The following is an 18,746-nucleotide window of genomic DNA, read 5'->3' on the forward strand; positions in this document are numbered from 1 at the left end:
AGCCATCAGCCGGCGGCGGGTTCCTTCCTGCCGCGCCGGCGCGGTGCCGCCGAGGCGGGCGCGGCCGGGATCGGCTCGAACAGGGCATCGAGGTCGTCGGCCGAGAACTTGACGGCGCCGGCGGCATCCTCCGACAGGATCGCGCTGGCCAGCGCCGCCTTCTGCTCCTGCAGCACCAGGATCTTCTCCTCCACGCTGCCGGCCACGATCAGCTTGTAGACGAACACCGGCTTGTCCTGCCCGAGCCGATGCGCGCGGTCGGTCGCCTGGTTCTCGACGGAAGGGTTCCACCACGGGTCGTAGTGGATCACGGTATCGGCGGCCGTCAGGTTCAGGCCCACGCCGCCGGCCTTCAGGCTGATCAGGAACAGCGGCACCTCGCCTTGCTGGAAGCGCTGCACGGGCGTGACGCGGTCGGTGGTGTCGCCGGTCAGCATCACGTGGGCGATGCCGGCGGCGTCGAGCGCCTCGGCGATCAGCTCGAGCATGCCCGTGAACTGCGAGAACAGCAGCACGCGGCGGCCTTCCTCGATCAGTTCCGGCAGCATCTCCATCAACAGCGCCAGCTTGGCCGATTCCTCGACGCGCGCGGCCCGTTCGAGCTTGACCAGGCGCGGATCGCAGCACACCTGGCGCAGCTTGAGCAGCGCCTCGAGCACCACGATATGGCTGCGCGCCAGCCCCTTCTCGGCGACGGCCTTGCGCATCTTCTCGTGCACCGCGGCGCGCACGGTTTCGTAGAGGTCGCGCTGGGCGCCGTCGAGTTCCACGCTGCGCAGGATGGTGGTCTTGGGCGGCAGCTCGGTGGCGACCTCGTCCTTGCGACGGCGCAGCATGAAGGGGCGAATCCGCCGCGCCAGCAGCTCGCGCCGGATCGTGTCGCCGTGCTTCTCGATCGGCGTGCGCCAGCGCCGCGAGAAATCGCGCTGCGTGCCGAGGAAGCCGGGCAGCAGGAAATCGAACTGGGCCCAGAGTTCGCCCAGGTGGTTTTCGAGCGGCGTGCCGGTCAGGCACAGCCGATGCTGCGCGCGCAGCTCGCGGATGGTGGCGGCCGCCTTGGTGGCGGCGTTCTTGACGTACTGGGCCTCGTCGAGGATCAGCAGGTGGTAGTCGTGCTCGGCGAGCGCCGCCTGGTCGCGCCAGAGCAGGGCGTAGGTGCTCAGCACCAGGTCGTGCCGGGGGATCTCGTCGAAGCGCTCGCGCCGCTGCGGCCCATGCAGGTCGAGCACGCGCAGGTCCGGCGCGAAGCGTCGCGCCTCCTCGCGCCAGTTGTGCATCAGCGTGGTGGGCGCCACCACCAGGGCCGGCCGGTCGAGCCGCCCGGCTTCCTTCTCGGCGAGGATGTGGGCCAGCGCCTGCACGGTCTTGCCGAGCCCCATGTCGTCGGCCAGCACGCCCGACAGGTTCTGCTCGCGCAGGAACTGCATCCAGTTCAGGCCCTGGCGCTGGTAGGCGCGCAATTCGGCTTGCAGCCCGCGCGGCACCGGCGCCTCGTCGACGCCCTGGCCGCTCGCCAGCCGTTGCGCGAGCTGCCGGATCGAGGCGTCGCCGTGGAATTGCCAGCGGCCCGTCTGGTTCAGCGCCTCGATCCGGGCCGCGTCCCAGGCCGACAGGCGCAGGCTGCCGGCGCCGATCGTGTCGAACAGGTCGATCAGCACGCGCACCACCGGCTTGAGGCGGGCGGCGCGCAGGTGCAGCCGTTCGCGCTGGTCGGTCAGCAGCTCGATGATCTCGTCGTCGTCGATAGCGTCGAGCCGGCCCGACAGCCAGCGCGTGTCGCGCCGGAACAGCTCGGCCAGCAGCGGCTCCAGGCGCACGATCCGGTCGTTGACGCTGATGCCCATTTCCAGCTCGAACCAGCCTTCGCCGGCCTGCCTGAGCACGCCGTCGATCGACTCGACCTCGGCCACGTTGTGGCGGAACGCGTCGCTCATCACCACCTGCCAGCCGTCGCGGCGCAGGGCCGGCACGAGGTTCCTGACGAAGTCGGGCCAGTCGTCGGGATAACGTGGCGTGAGCATGCCGTCGGGGAACGGCTTGGGCCCATGCACCAGCTTCGAGGGCATCTTGCCGAGCCCGAGCCGGTGCAGTTCCGCCAGGCGTTTCTGCTCGGCCTCGAGCCGGCGGCGCACCTGCACCACCTCGCCGCTCGCGCTGCGCACCAGGGTGGTATTGCCTTGCGCGGCCAGCGCGTGGCCGTCGTACTCGAAGCTGACGGTGGCGAAATCCAGGGCGTTCTGCGTGTTGGGCGAGGAACGGCCGAAAGTCCACACCGGCAGCGTGTCGAGCGACAGCCGCGGCAGCGGCTCGGTGTCGATCACCTGCACGCTGGCCGAGACGGGCGCGGGCGGCGGGGGAAAGTCGGGCGCCACTTCCTGCATCACCTTGCCCACCAGCACGGCCTCGTCGAGCGTGACGGGCGGCATGGCCAGGAATTCCGCGAGTTCGTCGGCCGGCCAGGGCACCGCGATCGTGCCGGCCTCGCCGGTTTGCGCGTCGAGGTACCAACCGGGCTCGGTGGTGGTCAGCAGCAGGGTGGCGGGCGGCTCGGCCTGCAGGATCGGCTGGATCCGCGTGTCCGACAGCGTGTGCCAGTGGATCCGGCCCGGGCGCGTCGCGGCGAGTTGCAGGGCGCGCGGCTCGCTCGACGAGGCGAACTGCGCCGTGGACGAGACGAAGGCGCGGCCGGTGGCGATCATCTTGTCCATGATGGCGGCGCCGTTGCTGCCATTCAGCCGGAAGCCGCCGATGTAGGAGCGGCTGCGTTCCAGCCACAGGCCGCGCAGGATCGCCAGGTCGTCCTCCACGACGAACTTCGGCGGCTGGACCAGCGCGTTTTCCAGGTTGCGCCAGGGATCGCCGAACGAGCGGATCGCGCCGTCGGCGCCGATGCGCGCCTTGTAGAGGAAGATTTCCGGCTTGCCCTGGTAGGTGCCGGCGATCACATAGGCCAGCCCCTGCGTGGCCTTGGCCGCCGCTGGCTTGGCGCTGGGTCCCTTCGACGCCACGCGGGCCGTGCGAAAGCCTTCCAGCCAGGTCAGCAGTTCGGGACGCACGCCCGTGGCCGCGCGCTTGGGCTGTTGATCGAGGCCGGCCACCAGCACCGCCGCCACGTGCTTGCACAGATAGCCGACCGGGCAGGTGCATTCGTTGTCGATCCAGGTGTCCCCCTCCTCGTCGCCCTCGCGGAAGCTGATGCTCACCTCGTAGGGACGCGAGTGGGTGCCTTGCACCTTGGCGCTCAGCGTGCCGCGATCCTCCTGCCACTGCAGGTCCGAGACGGCGTTCTCATAGCTGCGGGCCTTGGCCATCGTGGCGGGACTCAACCAGTTGGTGATCTGCTTGCGGGTATAGGAAAAGGGCATGTCGAAGGGGTTCGGGGCAGCGGCGCGGTAGGTATTCTACGTGCGCCGCCTCGCTTCGACGCCGGCGCGGGCCGGCCGGCTTGGGCTGGATCATCCCGGCGCCGGCCGCCGTGCCGCATCGGGACAACCGCGCCGCGCCCGCGATGTCCCCCGAACCCCCGCCCTCCAAGCCGCGAGCCCCGGCCTCATGGTTTCCCCCCAAGGTCGCTGGCAGTCAACAAAACGTCGCCGGCGGTCGCCTCGGGCCGAATATGGCCCGTTATTTTTGCTTCCACGGTGCAGGCCTCGTCGTCCCCATCATCCGCCTGCGAGACAACCGCCGAACAGGGAGCCAACATGAAGTCGTGCAAGACCCTCGCGCTGGTCGTGGCCTTGGCCGCGGCATCCGCCTTGCCGTTGCCGTCGTTTGCCCAGGATGCCGCCGCCTGCCGCACGGTGCGTTTCTCCGATATCGGCTGGACCGACATCACCTCCACCACGGCCCTGGCCTCGATGCTGTTCGACTCGCTCGGCTACAAGCCGACCACCACCATCTCCTCGGTGCCGATCTCGTTCGCCGGCCTGAAGGCCAAGCAGATCGACGTCTCGCTCGGCTACTGGTGGCCGGTGCAGCAGAAGCAATTGCAGCCCTTCCTCGACTCGAAGTCGATCACGGTGCTGGAGCCGCCCAACCTGTCGGGCGCCAAGGCCACCCTGGCGGTGCCGGCCTATGAGTACCAGGCCGGCCTGAAGACCTTCGACGACATCGCCAAGCATCGCGCCGAGCTCGACGGCAAGATCTACGGCATCGAGCCCGGCAGCAGCGCGAACGCGACCATCCAGAAGATGATCGACACCAATCAATACGGCCTGGGCGGCTTCAAGCTGGTGGAGTCGAGCGAGGCCGGCATGCTGGTGACGGTCGAGCGCGCGGTGCGCGACAAGAAGTGGGTGGTGTTCCTCGGCTGGGAACCGCACCCGATGAACATCCAGCTGCAGATGAACTACCTGTCGGGCGGCGACGCCTCGTTCGGGCCGAACTACGGCGAGGCGCGCGTCTACACGCTGACCGCGAACGGCTTCGCCGAGCGCTGCCCGAACGCCGGCAAGCTGGTCTCGAACCTGCGCTTCACCACCGACATGGAGAACCAGCTGATGCTGGCCGTGGTGAACAAGACCCGCCCGGCCGACGCCGCCAAGGACTACATCCGCAAGCACCCGCAGGTGCTCGACGGCTGGCTGTCCGGCGTGAAGAGCTTCGACGGCAAGGACGGCGTGGCCACCGTCAAGGCGGCGCTGGGCATGTAAGGCCGCCGCCCGGCACGCGACATCGATCAACCGGACGCGAGGGCGTCCATGCAAGCAACGAGGCAATCGCAATGAACCATGAAGTGATCATCACCTGCGCCGTGACGGGCGCCGGCGACACGGTCGGCAAGCACCCGGCGATCCCCGTCACGCCGAAGCAGATCGCCGAGGCGGCGATCGAGGCGGCCCGCGCCGGCGCGACGGTCGCACACTGCCATGTGCGCGACCCGCGAACCGGGCGCGGCAGCCGCGACCCGAGCCTGTACCGCGAGGTGGTGGACCGGATCCGCTCGGCCGACGTGGACGTGATCATCAACCTGACGGCCGGCATGGGCGGCGACCTGGAGATCGGCGCCGGCGAGGAGCCGATGCGCTTCGGCCAGGGCACCGACCTGGTGGGCGGGCTGACGCGCCTGGCGCACGTCGAGGAGCTGCTGCCCGAGATCTGCACGCTCGACTGCGGCACGCTCAACTTCGGCGACGGCGACTATATCTACGTGTCGACGCCGGCCCAGCTGCGCGCCGGCGCGAAGCGCATCCAGCAGCTCGGCGTGAAGCCCGAGCTGGAGATCTTCGATACCGGCCATCTGTGGTTCGCCAAGCAGTTGCTCAAGGAAGGCCTGCTCGACGATCCGCCGCTGTTCCAGCTCTGCATGGGGATTCCCTGGGGCGCGCCGGCCGATACCGGCACCATGAAGGCGATGGTCGACAACCTGCCGCCCGGCGCGCACTGGGCCGGCTTCGGCATCGGCCGCATGCAGATGCCGATGGTGGCGCAGGCGATGCTGCTGGGCGGCCACGTGCGCGTGGGCCTGGAGGACAACATCTGGCTGGATCGCGGCGTGCCGGCCTCGAACGGCTCGCTTGTGCAGCGCGCGCGGGAGATCATCGAGCGCCTCGGCGCCCGCGTGCTGACGCCCGCCGAGGGCCGTGCCAAGCTGGGCCTGCCGCCGCGCGGCCAGCGCCTGCTGGAGCGCCGCGCGATCGCCGAATTCGCGTGACATCACGAGCGGCGGCGCGCGCACCAGGCGCCGCGCCGCCAGACATTCAGGAAAGCCAAGGATTCGACATGACTGTGATCACCGATATCAAGACCTTCGCCGCGATCGGCACCGGCGTGATCGGCAGCGGCTGGGTGGCGCGCGCGCTCGCCCACGGGCTCGACGTGGTCGTCTGGGACCCGGCGCCGGGCGCCGAGCAGCAACTGCGCGCGAACATCGCCAATGCCTGGCCCGCGCTGGAGCGCGTCGGGCTGAAGCCGGGCGCCTCGCCCGAGCGGCTGCGCTTCGTCGCGACCATCGAGGCCTGCGTGGCCGATGCCGATTTCATCCAGGAAAGCGCGCCCGAGCGCGAGGCGCTGAAGCTCGAATTGCACGAGCAGGTGAGCCGCGCGGCCAAGCCGGGCGCGATCATCGCCTCGTCCACCTCGGGCCTGCTGCCCACCGATTTCTACGCGCGCGCCACGCATCCCGAGCGTTGCCTGGTCGGCCACCCGTTCAACCCCGTTTATCTGCTGCCGCTGGTCGAGGTGCTGGGCGGCGAGCGCACCTCGGCCGAGGCCGTCGACGCGGCGATCGGCATCTACGCCGCGCTCGGCATGCGGCCGCTGCGGGTGCGCAAGGAAGTGCCGGGCTTCATCGCCGACCGGCTGCTGGAGGCGCTCTGGCGCGAGGCGCTGCACCTCGTCAACGAGGGCGTGGCGACTACCGGCGAGATCGACGACGCGATCCGCTTCGGCGCCGGCATCCGCTGGTCCTTCATGGGCACCTTCCTGACCTACACGCTGGCGGGCGGCGATGCCGGCATGCGCCACTTCATGAAGCAGTTCGGTCCGGCGCTGGAGCTGCCCTGGACCAAGCTGGTGGCGCCCACGCTGACCGACGAGCTGATCGACCGCGTAGTGGAAGGCACGGCCGAGCAGCAGGGCGAGCGCAGCATCAAGGCGCTGGAACGCTATCGCGACGAGTGCATCACCGAGGTGATCGAGGCGATCTCGCGCGTCAAGGCGCGCCACGGCATGCGTTACGAGGACTGAGCATGACGACGGCAACGGCCAGCGGCTTCACCGTGTATCGCGACCAGGTGCGCGAGGAATGGGTCGACTACAACGGGCACCTGCGCGATGCGTTCTACCTGCTGATCTTCAGCTACGCGAGCGATGCGCTGATCGAGCGGATCGGCCTCGACGACGCCACGCGCCGCGCGCGGCAGCGCTCGATCTACACGCTCGAGGCGCACCTGAACTACCTGCACGAGATCAAGCTCGGCACGGCGGTGCATGTCGACGCGCGCGTGCTGGCGGTCGACGCGAAGCGCATCCATCTGTACCTGGAGATGTTCGCCGAAGGCGTGGCGGGGCCCGTGTCGGCCAGCGAGCAGATGCTGATGCACATCGACACCAGCGGCCCGAAGGCCACGCCCTTCGATGCCGACGTGGCTGAGCGGCTGGCCGGGATGGTGGCGCGGCAGCAGGGGCTGCCGGCGCCCGCTCATGCGGGGCGCGTGATCGGCTTGCCGCCGGCGCGTCCCGCGCGCTGAGCGAGGCGCGGGCGATGGCGCTGGAAGCGGGAATCGCCGCCTTCGTCACGCGCGTGACGGCCGAGGGCGGCGATGGGGGCGATCCGCGCGCGCTGTCGATCGAGGCGCTGCGCGAGGCTTACGAGGCGTTCGCCGCGCGCTGGACGCCGGCCCGGCTGCCGCCCGGCGTGATCGTCGAGGATGCCGTGATGTTCGCGCCGGCGGGACATCGCCTTGCCTTGCGGCGCTACCGGGCCCGCGAGCAGCCGCGCGGCACGGTGCTGTTCTTCCATGGCGGCGGTTTCGTGCTCGGCTCGCTCGACAGCCACGCGTCGATCACGGCGCGGATCGCGGCCGATACCGGCCTCGACGTGATCGCCGTCGATTACCGGCTGGCACCCGAGCATCGCGCCCCGGCCGCGCACGAGGACGTGCGTGCCGTGACGCGCGCCGCGCTGGACGGCAGCCTGCCGTTCGGACCGACGGCGCTGCCGGTCGCCGTTGCCGGCGATAGCGCGGGCGGCACGCTGGCGGCCAGCGTGGCCGCCTGGTTCGGCGCCGAGCTCGCGGCCGTCGCGCTGGCTTACCCGATGCTCGGCCTCCAACCCGAATCGCCCGCCGCCGAAACCGAGGCGCATGCGCCGATGCTGACGCTCGACGAGGTGCGCCTGTACCGGCGTCTCTATTGGGGCGACGCCGCGCCGCCGGCCGGCACGGTGCCGCTGTTCGCGGCCCGCTTCGACGGCTTGCCGCCGCTGCTGGCGGTGGGTGCCGAGCACGATCCCCTGCGCGACGACGCGCGCGTCTACGTCGAGCGCATCGTCGCGGCCGGCGGCGAGGCGCATTTCCACTTCGGCTCCGGCCTCGTGCATGGCTGCTGGCGCGCGCTCGACCTCAGCCCGGGCGCGGCCCGGATGCACGCGACGATCTGCGAATTCCTGGAAGCCGGCGTGATGCGATGCGCGCGGCGCATGTGAAACATGCGAATGGCGCGTTGGTGCTCGAGACAGGCAGCGGGCAGTGCGCGATCGATTTCCTCGTGCTCGGTCGCGACGAGGCGGCGGCCCTGCATTTGCGCTGGACGGTCGCCATCGAGGTGGCCGGCTGATCGATCGGTGGCGTACCGGAAAGCGGCGGCGGTTCGCTCAGGCGCGCCGCAATAGCTGGCACATCGGCTCGTTTGCCATTTCCATGGTCACGCCGCTGCGCTCGTAGTTCTCGTTGCGATAGCTCGCATGCGATCCGACCGGCACATCCGAGCCGGGGATCATGCCCGCCCCCACGCCCGCCCGATTCAATTCATGTTCGCATTGCCCGACGAACGAACGCAGCGCATGGATCTGCTGCGCGTCGTACGAGCCCGTCGCCGGGTTCGGCTGGAGGTAGAGCGTGAACTGGGCGCCTTGCGTCACGCGATCGTTGGCCGGGCTCGGCGTGGCCGCACCCGCGCGCGCCATGTCGGTCAGCTTGAAGCGCGTGACCGGCGACTGGCTCGAGAACAACAGCGGAGCCAGGGCCGCATAGGCGCGCGCGAACTGTCTCGGGTCCACGCTCAGATGCACCTTGTGGCCGTCGAAGGGCGCATTGGGCGCTGCGTGCTTGGCGCGGACATTGATGAAGTAGTCATTGCCCAGGTTCGAGGTGCTGTGATGGGGTGTCTCGATGGTCGGCGAGCCGAGATCGTCGAGCGAGGGCGGCCGGCTGGTCGGCGCGATGGCCGTCGGCGAGACGCCATGCAGTTGCTGCCTGATCTGCGGCGCCTGCACGGCAAGGCGCTGGTTGGGGCCCATCACGGGGGAGCTCGGCGATGCGTGCGCATGGCCGCTCATTCCCAGGCCGCCGAGATTCAGCGACGGCGCCATCGGACGACGCAGGCCGCCGCCGGGACGCGAGGCGCGCTGGCCCGGCATGCCGGGGAAATTCTGCGCCGTGCCGGCGCTGCGATTGCTCGGCGACGGCGTGGCCACCGGTGCCGCGTGGCCGGTTTGCGACGGCGAGGCATGGGCGGTCTGGCCGGTGCTGGGCGTGGGGATGTTCAGTGACAGGGTGGGACGGGGCATGGCTCTTCCGCGGCGGTTCGAAAAACGGCCAAGCTTATCGGCGGGCCTCGCGCGAGGCATTTTGTTATACGAAGAAAACCGCCCTGATGCGAACCGGCAGGGCCGCTCGACGTTGGGTGAAAGCCCTGCCTGGCGTGACTTGTCGGTGCACCTGAGCGCGCCGTGCAAGCAAAAAAATACCCCGGACCGAAGCCGGACCGAGGTGGAGTGCACGCCGTCTGTTGGCACGAGAACAGCTGCGAGTCGAGTATAGAAAGCCGTTCGACGGCTTTCAAAATGAAAAACAGAAGGAATCTTCTGCGATTCGACTGGCAAAACGTCGATTTGCCGATATTGCGAGAGCGCCGGCGAATAAAGGCTCACGCTGGTGAGATTGCCCTTGGCTCGAGGAAACAATCGCCTTCCCGGGTCTGGAAATCGTCGGAGGATCCACCGAACCCGAAATGAAAAACGGCACGACCTCGTCGAGGATCGTGCCGTTCGTCATGGCTCGGGATCATGCTGGAATCCGGCGCGGCGAAACGCTGCTCGCGCCGCCGTATTCCACGATCCCCGAGAAACACATTGTTGCACCACCTGCAACGATGATGCGGGCCTTCTCCAGCTCGTTCCGATCGGGACGGGTGCCCCCGGATCGAAAAAAGGCCCGGGCGCCAGGCGCCCGGGCTAAGCCGTCCCTGATGGGGCGGCGGAGGTTTGGGGCCTGAAAACGGCAACGAGCCCGTGGTGGGCTCGTCGTCGAAACGGGCTGCCGCCGGGGCAGCCTCGCAGCTACTGCTTAGTGACCGAAGTAGATCGAGTCACGTGCCGTGGCAGCCGGTGCCACCGCGCTGCCCGAACGCACCACCGGCGCTGCCTGCGAGCCGTAGCCGCTGGTGTCCGTGCCCGCCACGCGGGCCTCGGCGGCCTGGATGTCTTCCGGGTAGTACGGGCTCGCGACGCCCGGATGATACCCGGCCTTCTCGAGTTGAACCAGTTGCGCGCGCACTTCGGCGCGGGTCACGGGCTGGTTCGTTTGCGCGAACGCGGCGACCGAGGCGGTAAGGGCAAGAGCGGCAACGACTGCTTGAGTGAGCGACTTCATGATATGACCTCCGTATCTTTGTTTGGTGTGTCGCCTTCGACTGGATGTCGTCAGCGAGTGATGTGAATCGTAGTCCTCGCGATACCTAGGGTAAATACTGGTTTCGGTGATAGATCGTTGCTTAAATCGATAAAATCGCGGGTTGTCAATGGTCGGAGGAATGCATGGGCGGCAACGATGCCGGGACGTCGCCCGAAGGCGCGCGCGGCAACTCGATTCGAGCGACCGAGGCAGAGGACCAGCGGGGTGAGCGAGCGGCAGACGTAAAAGCGAAAGCCCCGCGAATCGCAGGGGCTTTCAGGCATGGCGAGGCATGGAGCGCGTGTGGAAACGCCTGCGGCGGGCAGGCGCCGCAAAAGGAAACGCCGCGAGTGGATCGCGGCGTCTGGCTGGGGGCGGCTTACTTGCCGCTGTGCAGGCCCAGCACCTGGGCGGCGGAGATCATCGCGCCGGCGTTCGCGGGGGCGGGACGCTCGGCAGGGCGAAACACCTCTTCGCCGCGCTGGATGGTCTGTCGCGACAGCGCGCAGGTGCCGGTGCGCTGCGCGAAGCGGCGCCGCCAGCGCTGCTCGCCGTAGTGGCAGCGGCCGGGTTCGACCCAGCGAACCACCAGCAGCGTATCGGATTGTTCGAGAATTTCGACGTGAACGTCGGAGGCGTCGAGCACTGGCCTTGATTGGGAAGACTTCATTTGCCGTTTCCTAAAGCTCGTGCGGTATCGGCCTAGGCAGTATTTGCAACTGCGATTTGTCGATTCCGTAGCGGTTTCCAATAAGAATCTGGGGCTAAATGTAAGCGCCTGCGACAAGAAAAAACATCCTGTCTGGCTCGAATTACATTTTGCCGATTTAGAAACAATCGACGAGCCCTGTCGGGCGCACAAAGAAAAAACCCCGGAGGGGATCCGGGGTGGAAAAAGGAGCGAGCCACACGGCAGACGCCTTACTCGCATAGGCATCTGGGGTGAGGACCGTGTTGAGGTAGCTCGCCCTTGGAGACGGTTCAGTGCACGTCGTACATCGATCGGCCGTTGATCGTGAACGGGTCTTGGGCCCGTTTTCCTGCTTCGGCCGTGTAACGAGGCTGTGCACCATAGCCGGAATTCACGTTCTCGCTGTCCTGCGCCCGCGCCTGCTGGGCGGTGGCGCCGGCGGATTGCGACGGAGCCTGCGCGTCATCGCCGGCCGCGAAGGCGGACGAGGCGAATGCCAGCAGGGCGGACGCCGCGAGGATCGAATAAGGCTTGCGCATCATGATCGGCTCCTTGCGAAAGGTCGGCGGGCGACCGGCTGTTTCCACCGCGCCTGCCGTCGAACGTTTCCGGACAACAGGCGCAATGATGCAATGCGCAAGCCGCTAGCAGCGTGACGCGTGGATGGCAGTCCTGTCAGGAAAGGCAGGTCGGGAATGGATACGACGGCTAAGCGCTTGGACGATCGAAACGCAGTGTCGTCATTTCCTGAACACTGCGTTGCGCATTTGACGCTATTCACGGCGCGACGCAATGGATTTGCAATGCTTTATATGCCGGTTAATCGCGCGGTGACGAATGCCGATTCGAATCGGCATTGCCTCAGCGCGTGAAGCGTGTCGCGCTGAACGGCGCGAGATCGATCTCCGGCGTCTCGCCGCAGATCGCCTGCGCGAGCAGCCGGCCCGTGATCGGGCCGAGCGTCAGCCCGTGATGGTTGTGGCCGAACGCGAACCACATGCCGCGATGGCGCGGCGCCGCGCCGATCACCGGCCGCATGTCGGGCGTGCAGGGGCGAAAGCCGAGCCAGGGCGCCGAGTCGAGCCGCGCGCCCAGGCCGAAGCTCGGGCGCGCGATGCGTTCGGCGCGCGCCAGCTGGATGCCCGTGGGCGGCAGCGAGCGGGCCGCCAGCTCGATGCCGGTGGTCAGGCGCAGGCCGCGCTGCATCGGCGCGATCACGTAGCCGTGCTCGATGTCGACCACCGGCGCCGACAGGCGCGGCAGCCCGGCCGGCGGCGCGTAATGCATGTGGTAGCCGCGCTTGTCGCGCAGCGGAATGCGATAGCCGAAGCGCGAGAACACCAGGTCCGACCAGGGGCCGAGCGCGATCACCACCTGGCGCGCCGAGGCCTCGCCGTCGGCGGTGTTCACGCGCCAGCCGCCATCCACCTGGGCCAGCGTGGCCGCGTCGCCGCGCAGCAGGGTGCCGCCGTCGCGCTCGAATTGCGCGACATAGGCGGCCACCAGCGCGCCGGGGTTCGACACGGCCTTCGGATCGAGCCAATGGATGGCGCCCGCGAAACCTTCGCCGAGCGAGGCTTCGCGCGAGCGCAGCGCCGCGGCGTCGAGCGCCGTGTAGCGCAGGCCGTGGCTGCGCGCCAGTTCGGCGGCCTCGGCGACGCCGCGTTCGAGCGCGCGCGGCGAGCGGAACGCCTCGAGCCAGCCGCTGCCGTGGATCAGCTCGGCAGCGCCGGGGCTGCGCGCGGCCAGCGCCTCGTGCTCGATCACGCTGCGCTCGATCAGCGGGCGCAGGTCGCGCGCGGCCGCGGCATGGCGGGCCGGCGCCGATTCGTGCCAGAAGCGCAGCAGCCAGGGCGCGAAGGCCGGCAGCGAACGCGGATGCCAGTACAGCTCGGTGGCGCGGTTGGCCGCGTAGCGCAGCAGGGCCAGCGGGCTGCGCGGAAACGCATAGGGCATCACCGACGAGCGCTCGATCAGCCCGGCATTGCCGAAGCTGGTGCCCTGGCCGGGCTGCCGGTGATCGACCAGCGCGACGCGGCGGCCGCGCTCGCGCAGATGGCGGGCAATCGACACGCCGACGATGCCGGCGCCCAGAACGATATCGTCGAAATCCATGTCGGTCGATGAGTGAGGAAGAGTCGCTGAGGAAACCGAAACAGTGGCTAGCGCGAGGACGATCGGGACAGCTCGGCATCGGCCTCGTATTCGATCACCAGATCCGATTCGGCGATCGCCACGCAGGGCAGGATCCAGCCCTCGCGCTTTTCCTCGGCGCTGAGCCCCGGCCATTCGATCCGGTAACGGATCCGGCCTTCGCGCAGCCGGCACAGGCAACTGCGGCAGGTGCCGTTGCGGCAGGAGCGCGGCAGTGAGATGCCATCGAAGCCCGCTGCCTCGAGCAGCGACAGCGAATCGGGCGACTCGAAGCTGAGGCCGATCGGCTCGATACGGACCTGGAACGCGGATTCGGATTCGCTCATCAGGGGCGGCAGAGGGTTTGGGGCGGGATCGCCAGCATACCCGATGCGCGCCCGGTCCGGCGACGCGCTCAGGCCTCGCCGCGTCGCCGCCGCAGATGCCGGTAGACGGTATTGCGCGCCAGGCCCAGTTCGCGCGCGGCGGCCGAGATATTGCCGTGATGGCGGGCCAGCGTGCCGTCGATCAGCGCGGCCTGGTGCGCGTCGAGCGTGGTCGCGGCGCGCTCGGCGAGGGCGCCTGCCGGCGGCGCCTCGGCGATCGAGGGCCCCGGCTCGTCGGCCTGCCGCGGGCAGTCGAGCCAGAAATCCTCGGGCAGGTGTTCCAGGTCGATCTCAGGCGCGTCGTCGGCCAGCATGCCGGCGGTGCGCAGCACGTTGGCCATCTGCCGAAGATTGCCCGGCCAGCGGCAGCGCGCGAAGGCGGCCAGCACGGCCGGGGAGACCCGCCCCGGCAGCGCGTCGGTGCGCGCCAGCCGGGCCAGCATGCGCCGCACCAGTTCCTCCAGGTCGCCGCGCTGCGCGAGCGGCGGCAGCGTTACCGACAGCCCGTTGATGCGGTAGTAGAGATCCTCGCGGAAGTCCTGCCCGGCCATCATCGCGCGCAGGTCGCGATGGGTCGCGCAGACCACGCGCACGTCGACGGGCTGGGCGCGCCCGCTGCCCAGCGGCACCACCGCGCGCTCCTGCAGCACCCGCATCAGCCGCACCTGCTGCGCCAGCGGCATGTCGCCGATCTCGTCGAGGAACAGCGTGCCGCCGTCGGCCTGCACGATGCGCCCGGCGCTGCCGCGCCGGCGCGCGCCAGTGAAGGCGCCGTCCTCGTAGCCGAACAGCTCGGCCTCGATCAGCGAATCGGGCAGGGCCGCGCAGTTGACGGCCACGAAGGGGCCGTCGCGGCGCGGCGAGGCGTGATGCAGCGCGCGCGCCAGCCATTCCTTGCCGGTGCCGGTCTCGCCGAGGATCAGCACCGGCAGGTCGCGGCCGCGGATCTTGGCGACACGCTGCAGGATCGTCGCCATGCGCGCGTCGCCGGTGTCGAGCGTGGCCAGCGTGATCGCGTCGGGGCTCTCCTCGCGAGCGGCGGGCGCCGGCGCCGGCTGGCGGGCCGGCGTCGCCAACGGCGCGCGCGGCGCGATGCGGGTCTTGCGCGCATCGGCATAGTCGCAGCGCGCGATCACGCGCACGCCGCTGGCCAGCGTCAGCGCGAAGCTGGCGCCCGGTTCGCGCGCGGCCTGGTCGGCGAGCCGTGCGAAGGGCAGGCCGAACAGCTCGTCGCAAGCGCGATCCTGCAGCGCCTCGAGCGGCGCGCCGAGCTGGAACTGCGCGCTGCGGTTGGCGGCCAGCAGGCTGCCGTCGGCGCGGAACGCCACCAGCCCGCCGAATAGCGAGTCGACGAACTCGGCATGGGCATGGAACTGCACGCGCAGCGCCGCCTCGCAGGCGTTCGCGAACAGGTGGTTCTCGATCAGTTGCGCCGACATCTTCACCAGCGCCAGCGTGTGCGGGCCGAAGCCGCGCGGGTCGCCGCTCACGTCGAGCGCGCCGAGCGGGCGGCCGAAGGGATCGGCGATCGGCGCGCAGGAGCAGGACAGCACGTGGTTGGCGCGCAGGAAGTGTTCGCCGCCGTGCACGGTGATGGCTTGCTGCGCCGCCAGCGCGGTGCCGATCGCATTGGTGCCGCGCGCCTGCTCCGCCCAGGAGGCGCCGGGGCGCAGCGCGACGCGGTTGGCCTTCTCGACGAAATCCGCGTCGCCGATGCTGTGCAGGATCATGCCGTCCTGGTCAGTCAGGAGTACGAGGCTTTGGGTATCGGCGATCTGCGCGTGGAGCGCTTCCATCACGGGACGCGCGTGCGTGTAGAGCGAGCGGCTGCCGTCGATCAGTTCGCGCAGCGCGCCGGCCGACAGCGGCGTGTAGTCGGGCCGGTCCGACACGCGCAGCCCGACCGAGGCCGAGCGCGCATGGGCCTGCGCGAGGACGTCGAGTCGGCTGTCCGCGGCGGGCAGCACGGAGGATTGCGGCATGTCGTGTCTCCTGGGGCGCACTCGGCGCGCCCTTGTTGGGTTCGCGGGCCTTGGCCGAGGCGCCGCAGGTGCCCATCATACAAGCGCGAACGGGCCGGTGCGACGGCGATTCGCCTCGGCGTGCGATGCCTGCGCCCTCGCGAGGCGAGCGGCGCCGAACGGTTTTTTTGCACCGCAAGATGAGGCGACCGGCCCGGCGCGCAAGGGCGATCGCGGCACGGCTGCCATGCGGCTTGCGGCACGCGCGCATTAAGCAGCGGCTGCTGAATTGGGGCACCCCGCGACGCTGCCCGGCACCACCGCGGGGCACGGCTCGGGGTTTCTCCGAGCCGACTTTGCGTGTCGGCGCAAAGCGTCTACAGTGAATGCAACCGGCTCGTTCCGGGCGCGCCCCTCATGACTCGCGCGCCGCCTGCCGGCCGTCCCGCGTTCACCCCTGGCCCCGGAGGCCGTCCTGGTGTGCGCGGCCTTTTGCATTCTCGTCACGGCAGAGGCGGCGCCATGCAGATCCATTTCCCGAACGAAGCCCCCGAGTATTCGGGGCGTGAACTGACGCTGGCCTTCGCGGCGCTGGTCGACGGCGAGCGGGTGTGGTGCGAGATCACCGCCGAGGCGCTCGAATCGCATTTCGGCGCGGCGTCGCCGAGCTTCGAGGACATGCTGGGCGCCTTCGCGAACCACCGCCCGCGCATCGAGGCCGCCGCCCGGCGGCTGCTGGCCGATACGCACGCGCGCTGCGTGACGCTGCGCAGCGGCTACGTCCGCTTCCACGAGGCCCATCAGCGCTGAACGCGGCGCGCGCGGGGCCGGCGCTTCTCGCGGGTCGCGAGAAGCGTGCGTTTTCATTCCTTCGGATTGCAGACGGCCGGCTCGGCCGCTTCGGCGAGGCAAGCGCGCGCCTAGCGCGAGCGCGACATCGAGCGGCGCTCGCCGCCGTCCGCGCTGCTCGAGGAGGCTGCCGCCGCGGCGGCGGGCCGGTCGGTGTCGAGCGCGCGATCGAACTCCTGGGCGCGCAGGCGGATCTTCTGCGCATAGGCCTGCGAGCCGCCGTAACGGCGCATCGCCACGTCGAGGTCGCCGTTCGCGCCCTGCATGTAGCCATAGAGGATGGCCGAGCCGATCTTGATGTTGGTGGTGGGCTCGGTCAGGTCCTGGTTGCGCACCAGGCCGCGATGCACCGAGGGCACCACCTGCATCAGCCCGGTCGCGCCGTTGGCGCCCTTGGCCTTTTCCCGGAAGCGCGATTCGATCGAGATGATCGCCAGCAGCACGGCGGGCGGCAGCGAGTACTTGGCGGAGGCGAGCGTGACGGCGTCGGAGATCTGCTCGGCCTTCTGCCGGGCGACGCCGAACTTGCGGATCAGGTAGGTGGTGACGGGGCCGTGGCTCGCTTCGGCGCCCTGCGCCAGCGGCCCCGAGGCGGGCACGCCGGAGGCGGCGGAGGCCAGCGCGGGCGCGGCGGCCAGCACGGCCGCATCGCTGCGATCGGACGCAGCGGGATCCGCGAACGCCGTGGACGCGCAGCCTAGCAGGAAGACGATCGAACAGGTGAGCCGCCGCATGGATCTCGGGAACGATACCGGGGCGCATAGTATAGCCATCCCGGCCGGCCGGAACATATCGGCACGATCCAGGGGCCGGCGGGCCGCGCGAGGCGTTGGCCGGGCCGGAAACGGCGACGCCGCCCGAAGGCGGCGTCGCATGCCGGGGCGGGGCGCGAGGCTTATTCGCCGCCCAGGTAGAAGTAGCGGAACAGGAACACGATCGCGATGATCCACACGATTGCCTTGACCTCCTTCGCGCGCCCGGTCAGCAGCTTGAGGCCGGCATAGGCGATGAAGCCGAAGGCCACGCCGTTGGCGATCGAGTAGGTGAAGGGCATCAGCAGGGCGGTCAGCGCGGCCGGCACCGCCTCGGTGGCGTCGTCCCAGGGCACGTCCACCATGTCGCGCAGCATCAGGCAGGACACGTAGAGCAGGGCCGGCGCGGTGGCATAGGCCGGCACCACGCCCGCCAGCGGCGCGATGAAGAGGCAGGCCAGGAACAGCACGGCCACCGTCACCGCCGTCATGCCGGTGCGCCCGCCCGCCTGCACGCCCGAGGCGCTCTCGATGTAGGCGGTGGTCGACGAGGTGCCCAGCACCGAGCCGGCCACGATCGCGGTGCTGTCGGCCAGCAGGGCCTTGTTCAGGCGCTGCATCTTGCCTTCCACCAGCAGGCCGGCGCGGTTGGCCACGCCCATCAGGGTGCCGGTGGCGTCGAACAGCTCGACCAGGAAGAACACCAGGATCACGTTGATCACGCCGGTCGACAGCGCGGCCTTGATGTCGAGCTTGAACAGGGTGGGCTCGATCGAGGGCGGCATCGAGACGATGCCGTGGAACTGGTTGCCGCCGAAGAAGAACGACAGCACGGTGACCGCCACGATGCCGATCAGGATCGCGCCGCGCACGCGCAGCGCATCGAGCGTGACGATCAGGAAGAAGCCGACGATCGCCAGAATGGTGGTGGGCTGGTGCAGGTTGCCGAGCGTGACCAGGGTGGCCGGGCTGCCGGTGATCACGCCGGCCGTCTTCAGCGAGATGATGCCGAGGAACAGGCCGATGCCGGCGGTGATCGCCACCCGCAGCGTCTTGGGGATGCCGTTGATGATCGCCTCGCGCACCCGGAACAGGGTGACCAGCAGGAACAGGCAGCCGGAGATGAACACCGCGCCGAGCGCGGCCTCCCAGGTGAAGCCCATGCCCTTGACCACCGCGTAGGCGAAGTAGGCGTTCAGGCCCATGCCCGGCGCGCAGGCCACCGGGTAGTTGGCGTACAGACCCATGATCAGCGAGGCGAGCGCGGCCACCAGGCAGGTCGCGACGAACACCGATTCCTTGGGCATGCCGGCATCGCCGAGAATCGCCGGATTCACGAAGATGATGTAAGCCATGGTAAGGAAGGTGGTCACACCCGCCAGCAGTTCGGTGCGCAGGTCGGTTCCGGCTTCCTGGAAGCCGAAATACCGTTTGATCGAGTCCATGAAGAGGGTTCTCCGGTCGGTGGTCGTCTTGCTCGACGTTTCGTTCGTGTGACTGGTTTTCGTGGCGGCTCGCGCCGCGCGCGCGGCCCGTTGGGGACGGCCCGTTGGGGACGGCGACGGGCGGGATTGTAAACGCAGCACGAGCGCGCGCCTACGATTGCCGGGCACGGCACCGACCCGCTACGATGGCGGCTC

18 protein-coding genes are annotated in these 18,746 nt (G+C 69.4%); 7 read left to right on the plus strand and 11 right to left on the minus strand.

From position 1 onward, the window contains the following. Positions 1-5 precede the first annotated feature (5 nt). Positions 6-3,365 (minus strand): DEAD/DEAH box helicase, encoded by a 3,360-nt coding sequence (locus F3J18_RS04075; protein ID WP_166911474.1) that lies wholly within the window; start codon positions 3,363-3,365, stop codon positions 6-8. Positions 3,366-3,701: 336 nt separating this feature from the next. Here F3J18_RS04075 and F3J18_RS04080 point away from each other — a divergent pair, with 336 nt between their 5' ends. The 6 genes from F3J18_RS04080 to F3J18_RS04105 all read left to right on the plus strand — a co-directional run bounded on the left by F3J18_RS04080 (position 3,702) and on the right by F3J18_RS04105 (position 8,277). After that, positions 3,702-4,652: a choline ABC transporter substrate-binding protein gene (locus F3J18_RS04080; protein WP_166911476.1), complete on the plus strand. Its 951-nt coding sequence runs from the start codon at positions 3,702-3,704 to the stop codon at positions 4,650-4,652. A gap of 71 nt (positions 4,653-4,723) precedes the next feature. Beyond that, on the plus strand, positions 4,724-5,653 hold the full coding sequence (locus tag F3J18_RS04085; protein ID WP_025100823.1) for a 3-keto-5-aminohexanoate cleavage protein: 930 nt from the start codon (positions 4,724-4,726) through the stop codon (positions 5,651-5,653). A gap of 68 nt (positions 5,654-5,721) precedes the next feature. Further along, a complete protein-coding gene (locus F3J18_RS04090; protein ID WP_025100824.1) occupies positions 5,722-6,687 on the plus strand; it encodes an L-carnitine dehydrogenase in 966 nt (321 codons plus the stop codon). A 2-nt stretch (positions 6,688-6,689) separates the two neighbouring features. Beyond that, positions 6,690-7,190 carry a thioesterase family protein gene (locus tag F3J18_RS04095; protein WP_166911478.1) on the plus strand — a complete coding sequence of 167 codons (501 nt, stop codon included), beginning with the start codon at positions 6,690-6,692 and terminating at the stop codon, positions 7,188-7,190. Between the two features lie 14 nt (positions 7,191-7,204). Next, a complete protein-coding gene (locus tag F3J18_RS04100; protein WP_166911480.1) occupies positions 7,205-8,146 on the plus strand; it encodes an alpha/beta hydrolase in 942 nt (313 codons plus the stop codon). Next, a complete protein-coding gene (locus F3J18_RS04105) occupies positions 8,128-8,277 on the plus strand; it encodes a hypothetical protein (RefSeq protein ID WP_161783312.1) in 150 nt (49 codons plus the stop codon). The genes F3J18_RS04100 and F3J18_RS04105 overlap by 19 nt, the downstream gene beginning before the upstream one ends. Before the next feature lie 37 nt (positions 8,278-8,314). Here F3J18_RS04105 and F3J18_RS04110 read toward each other — a convergent pair whose 3' ends face one another. From F3J18_RS04110 to F3J18_RS04145, 8 genes are all read right to left on the minus strand, one after another. Next, on the minus strand, positions 8,315-9,229 hold the full coding sequence (locus F3J18_RS04110) for a hypothetical protein (protein WP_166911482.1): 915 nt from the start codon (positions 9,227-9,229) through the stop codon (positions 8,315-8,317). Between the two features lie 271 nt (positions 9,230-9,500). After that, positions 9,501-9,716: a hypothetical protein gene (locus tag F3J18_RS04115; RefSeq protein ID WP_166911484.1), complete on the minus strand. Its 216-nt coding sequence runs from the start codon at positions 9,714-9,716 to the stop codon at positions 9,501-9,503. A 291-nt stretch (positions 9,717-10,007) separates the two neighbouring features. Beyond that, on the minus strand, positions 10,008-10,313 hold the full coding sequence (locus tag F3J18_RS04120) for a DUF4148 domain-containing protein (protein ID WP_013689671.1): 306 nt from the start codon (positions 10,311-10,313) through the stop codon (positions 10,008-10,010). A 400-nt stretch (positions 10,314-10,713) separates the two neighbouring features. After that, entirely contained in the window at positions 10,714-11,004 is a 291-nt protein-coding gene (locus F3J18_RS04125; protein WP_013689672.1) for a DUF3331 domain-containing protein, read from the minus strand. Positions 11,005-11,315: 311 nt separating this feature from the next. Then, positions 11,316-11,567, minus strand: coding sequence for a hypothetical protein (locus tag F3J18_RS04130; RefSeq protein ID WP_152554501.1), 252 nt, complete (start codon positions 11,565-11,567; stop codon positions 11,316-11,318). 319 nt (positions 11,568-11,886) lie between these two features. Continuing rightward, positions 11,887-13,140: an FAD-binding oxidoreductase gene (locus F3J18_RS04135; RefSeq protein ID WP_166911486.1), complete on the minus strand. Its 1,254-nt coding sequence runs from the start codon at positions 13,138-13,140 to the stop codon at positions 11,887-11,889. Between the two features lie 47 nt (positions 13,141-13,187). Further along, positions 13,188-13,505, minus strand: coding sequence for a 2Fe-2S iron-sulfur cluster-binding protein (locus F3J18_RS04140; protein WP_025100831.1), 318 nt, complete (start codon positions 13,503-13,505; stop codon positions 13,188-13,190). 68 nt (positions 13,506-13,573) lie between these two features. Continuing rightward, entirely contained in the window at positions 13,574-15,526 is a 1,953-nt protein-coding gene (locus tag F3J18_RS04145; protein ID WP_166911488.1) for a sigma-54-dependent Fis family transcriptional regulator, read from the minus strand. A 501-nt stretch (positions 15,527-16,027) separates the two neighbouring features. On the opposite strand from F3J18_RS04145, the gene F3J18_RS04150 reads away from it, so the two are divergent. Further along, positions 16,028-16,315 (plus strand): DUF1488 domain-containing protein, encoded by a 288-nt coding sequence (locus F3J18_RS04150; protein WP_025100833.1) that lies wholly within the window; start codon positions 16,028-16,030, stop codon positions 16,313-16,315. Between the two features lie 110 nt (positions 16,316-16,425). Here F3J18_RS04150 and F3J18_RS04155 read toward each other — a convergent pair whose 3' ends face one another. Together F3J18_RS04155 and F3J18_RS04160 are read right to left on the minus strand one after the other, a co-directional pair. Further along, a complete protein-coding gene (locus F3J18_RS04155) occupies positions 16,426-17,088 on the minus strand; it encodes a transglycosylase SLT domain-containing protein (RefSeq protein ID WP_025100834.1) in 663 nt (220 codons plus the stop codon). A 161-nt stretch (positions 17,089-17,249) separates the two neighbouring features. Continuing rightward, positions 17,250-18,551 carry an NCS2 family permease gene (locus F3J18_RS04160; protein WP_025100835.1) on the minus strand — a complete coding sequence of 434 codons (1,302 nt, stop codon included), beginning with the start codon at positions 18,549-18,551 and terminating at the stop codon, positions 17,250-17,252. Positions 18,552-18,746: the final 195 nt, after the last annotated feature.

This window comes from Burkholderia sp. Ax-1720 (assembly GCF_011753035.1).
Taxonomy (GTDB): domain Bacteria; phylum Pseudomonadota; class Gammaproteobacteria; order Burkholderiales; family Burkholderiaceae; genus Burkholderia; species Burkholderia gladioli.

What these genes read in the sequence shown, in the direction of transcription:
- F3J18_RS04075 (WP_166911474.1), bottom strand. Translation starts at nt 3,365, where the DNA reads ATGCCCTTTTCCTATACCCGCAAGCAGATCACCAACTGGTTGAGTCCC.
- F3J18_RS04080 (WP_166911476.1), top strand. Translation starts at nt 3,702, where the DNA reads ATGAAGTCGTGCAAGACCCTCGCGCTGGTCGTGGCCTTGGCCGCGGCA.
- F3J18_RS04085 (WP_025100823.1), top strand. Translation starts at nt 4,724, where the DNA reads ATGAACCATGAAGTGATCATCACCTGCGCCGTGACGGGCGCCGGCGAC.
- F3J18_RS04090 (WP_025100824.1), top strand. Translation starts at nt 5,722, where the DNA reads ATGACTGTGATCACCGATATCAAGACCTTCGCCGCGATCGGCACCGGC.
- F3J18_RS04095 (WP_166911478.1), top strand. Translation starts at nt 6,690, where the DNA reads ATGACGACGGCAACGGCCAGCGGCTTCACCGTGTATCGCGACCAGGTG.
- F3J18_RS04100 (WP_166911480.1), top strand. Translation starts at nt 7,205, where the DNA reads ATGGCGCTGGAAGCGGGAATCGCCGCCTTCGTCACGCGCGTGACGGCC.
- F3J18_RS04105 (WP_161783312.1), top strand. Translation starts at nt 8,128, where the DNA reads ATGCGCGCGGCGCATGTGAAACATGCGAATGGCGCGTTGGTGCTCGAG.
- F3J18_RS04110 (WP_166911482.1), bottom strand. Translation starts at nt 9,229, where the DNA reads ATGCCCCGTCCCACCCTGTCACTGAACATCCCCACGCCCAGCACCGGC.
- F3J18_RS04115 (WP_166911484.1), bottom strand. Translation starts at nt 9,716, where the DNA reads ATGACGAACGGCACGATCCTCGACGAGGTCGTGCCGTTTTTCATTTCG.
- F3J18_RS04120 (WP_013689671.1), bottom strand. Translation starts at nt 10,313, where the DNA reads ATGAAGTCGCTCACTCAAGCAGTCGTTGCCGCTCTTGCCCTTACCGCC.
- F3J18_RS04125 (WP_013689672.1), bottom strand. Translation starts at nt 11,004, where the DNA reads ATGAAGTCTTCCCAATCAAGGCCAGTGCTCGACGCCTCCGACGTTCAC.
- F3J18_RS04130 (WP_152554501.1), bottom strand. Translation starts at nt 11,567, where the DNA reads ATGATGCGCAAGCCTTATTCGATCCTCGCGGCGTCCGCCCTGCTGGCA.
- F3J18_RS04135 (WP_166911486.1), bottom strand. Translation starts at nt 13,140, where the DNA reads ATGGATTTCGACGATATCGTTCTGGGCGCCGGCATCGTCGGCGTGTCG.
- F3J18_RS04140 (WP_025100831.1), bottom strand. Translation starts at nt 13,505, where the DNA reads ATGAGCGAATCCGAATCCGCGTTCCAGGTCCGTATCGAGCCGATCGGC.
- F3J18_RS04145 (WP_166911488.1), bottom strand. Translation starts at nt 15,526, where the DNA reads ATGCCGCAATCCTCCGTGCTGCCCGCCGCGGACAGCCGACTCGACGTC.
- F3J18_RS04150 (WP_025100833.1), top strand. Translation starts at nt 16,028, where the DNA reads ATGCAGATCCATTTCCCGAACGAAGCCCCCGAGTATTCGGGGCGTGAA.
- F3J18_RS04155 (WP_025100834.1), bottom strand. Translation starts at nt 17,088, where the DNA reads ATGCGGCGGCTCACCTGTTCGATCGTCTTCCTGCTAGGCTGCGCGTCC.
- F3J18_RS04160 (WP_025100835.1), bottom strand. Translation starts at nt 18,551, where the DNA reads ATGGACTCGATCAAACGGTATTTCGGCTTCCAGGAAGCCGGAACCGAC.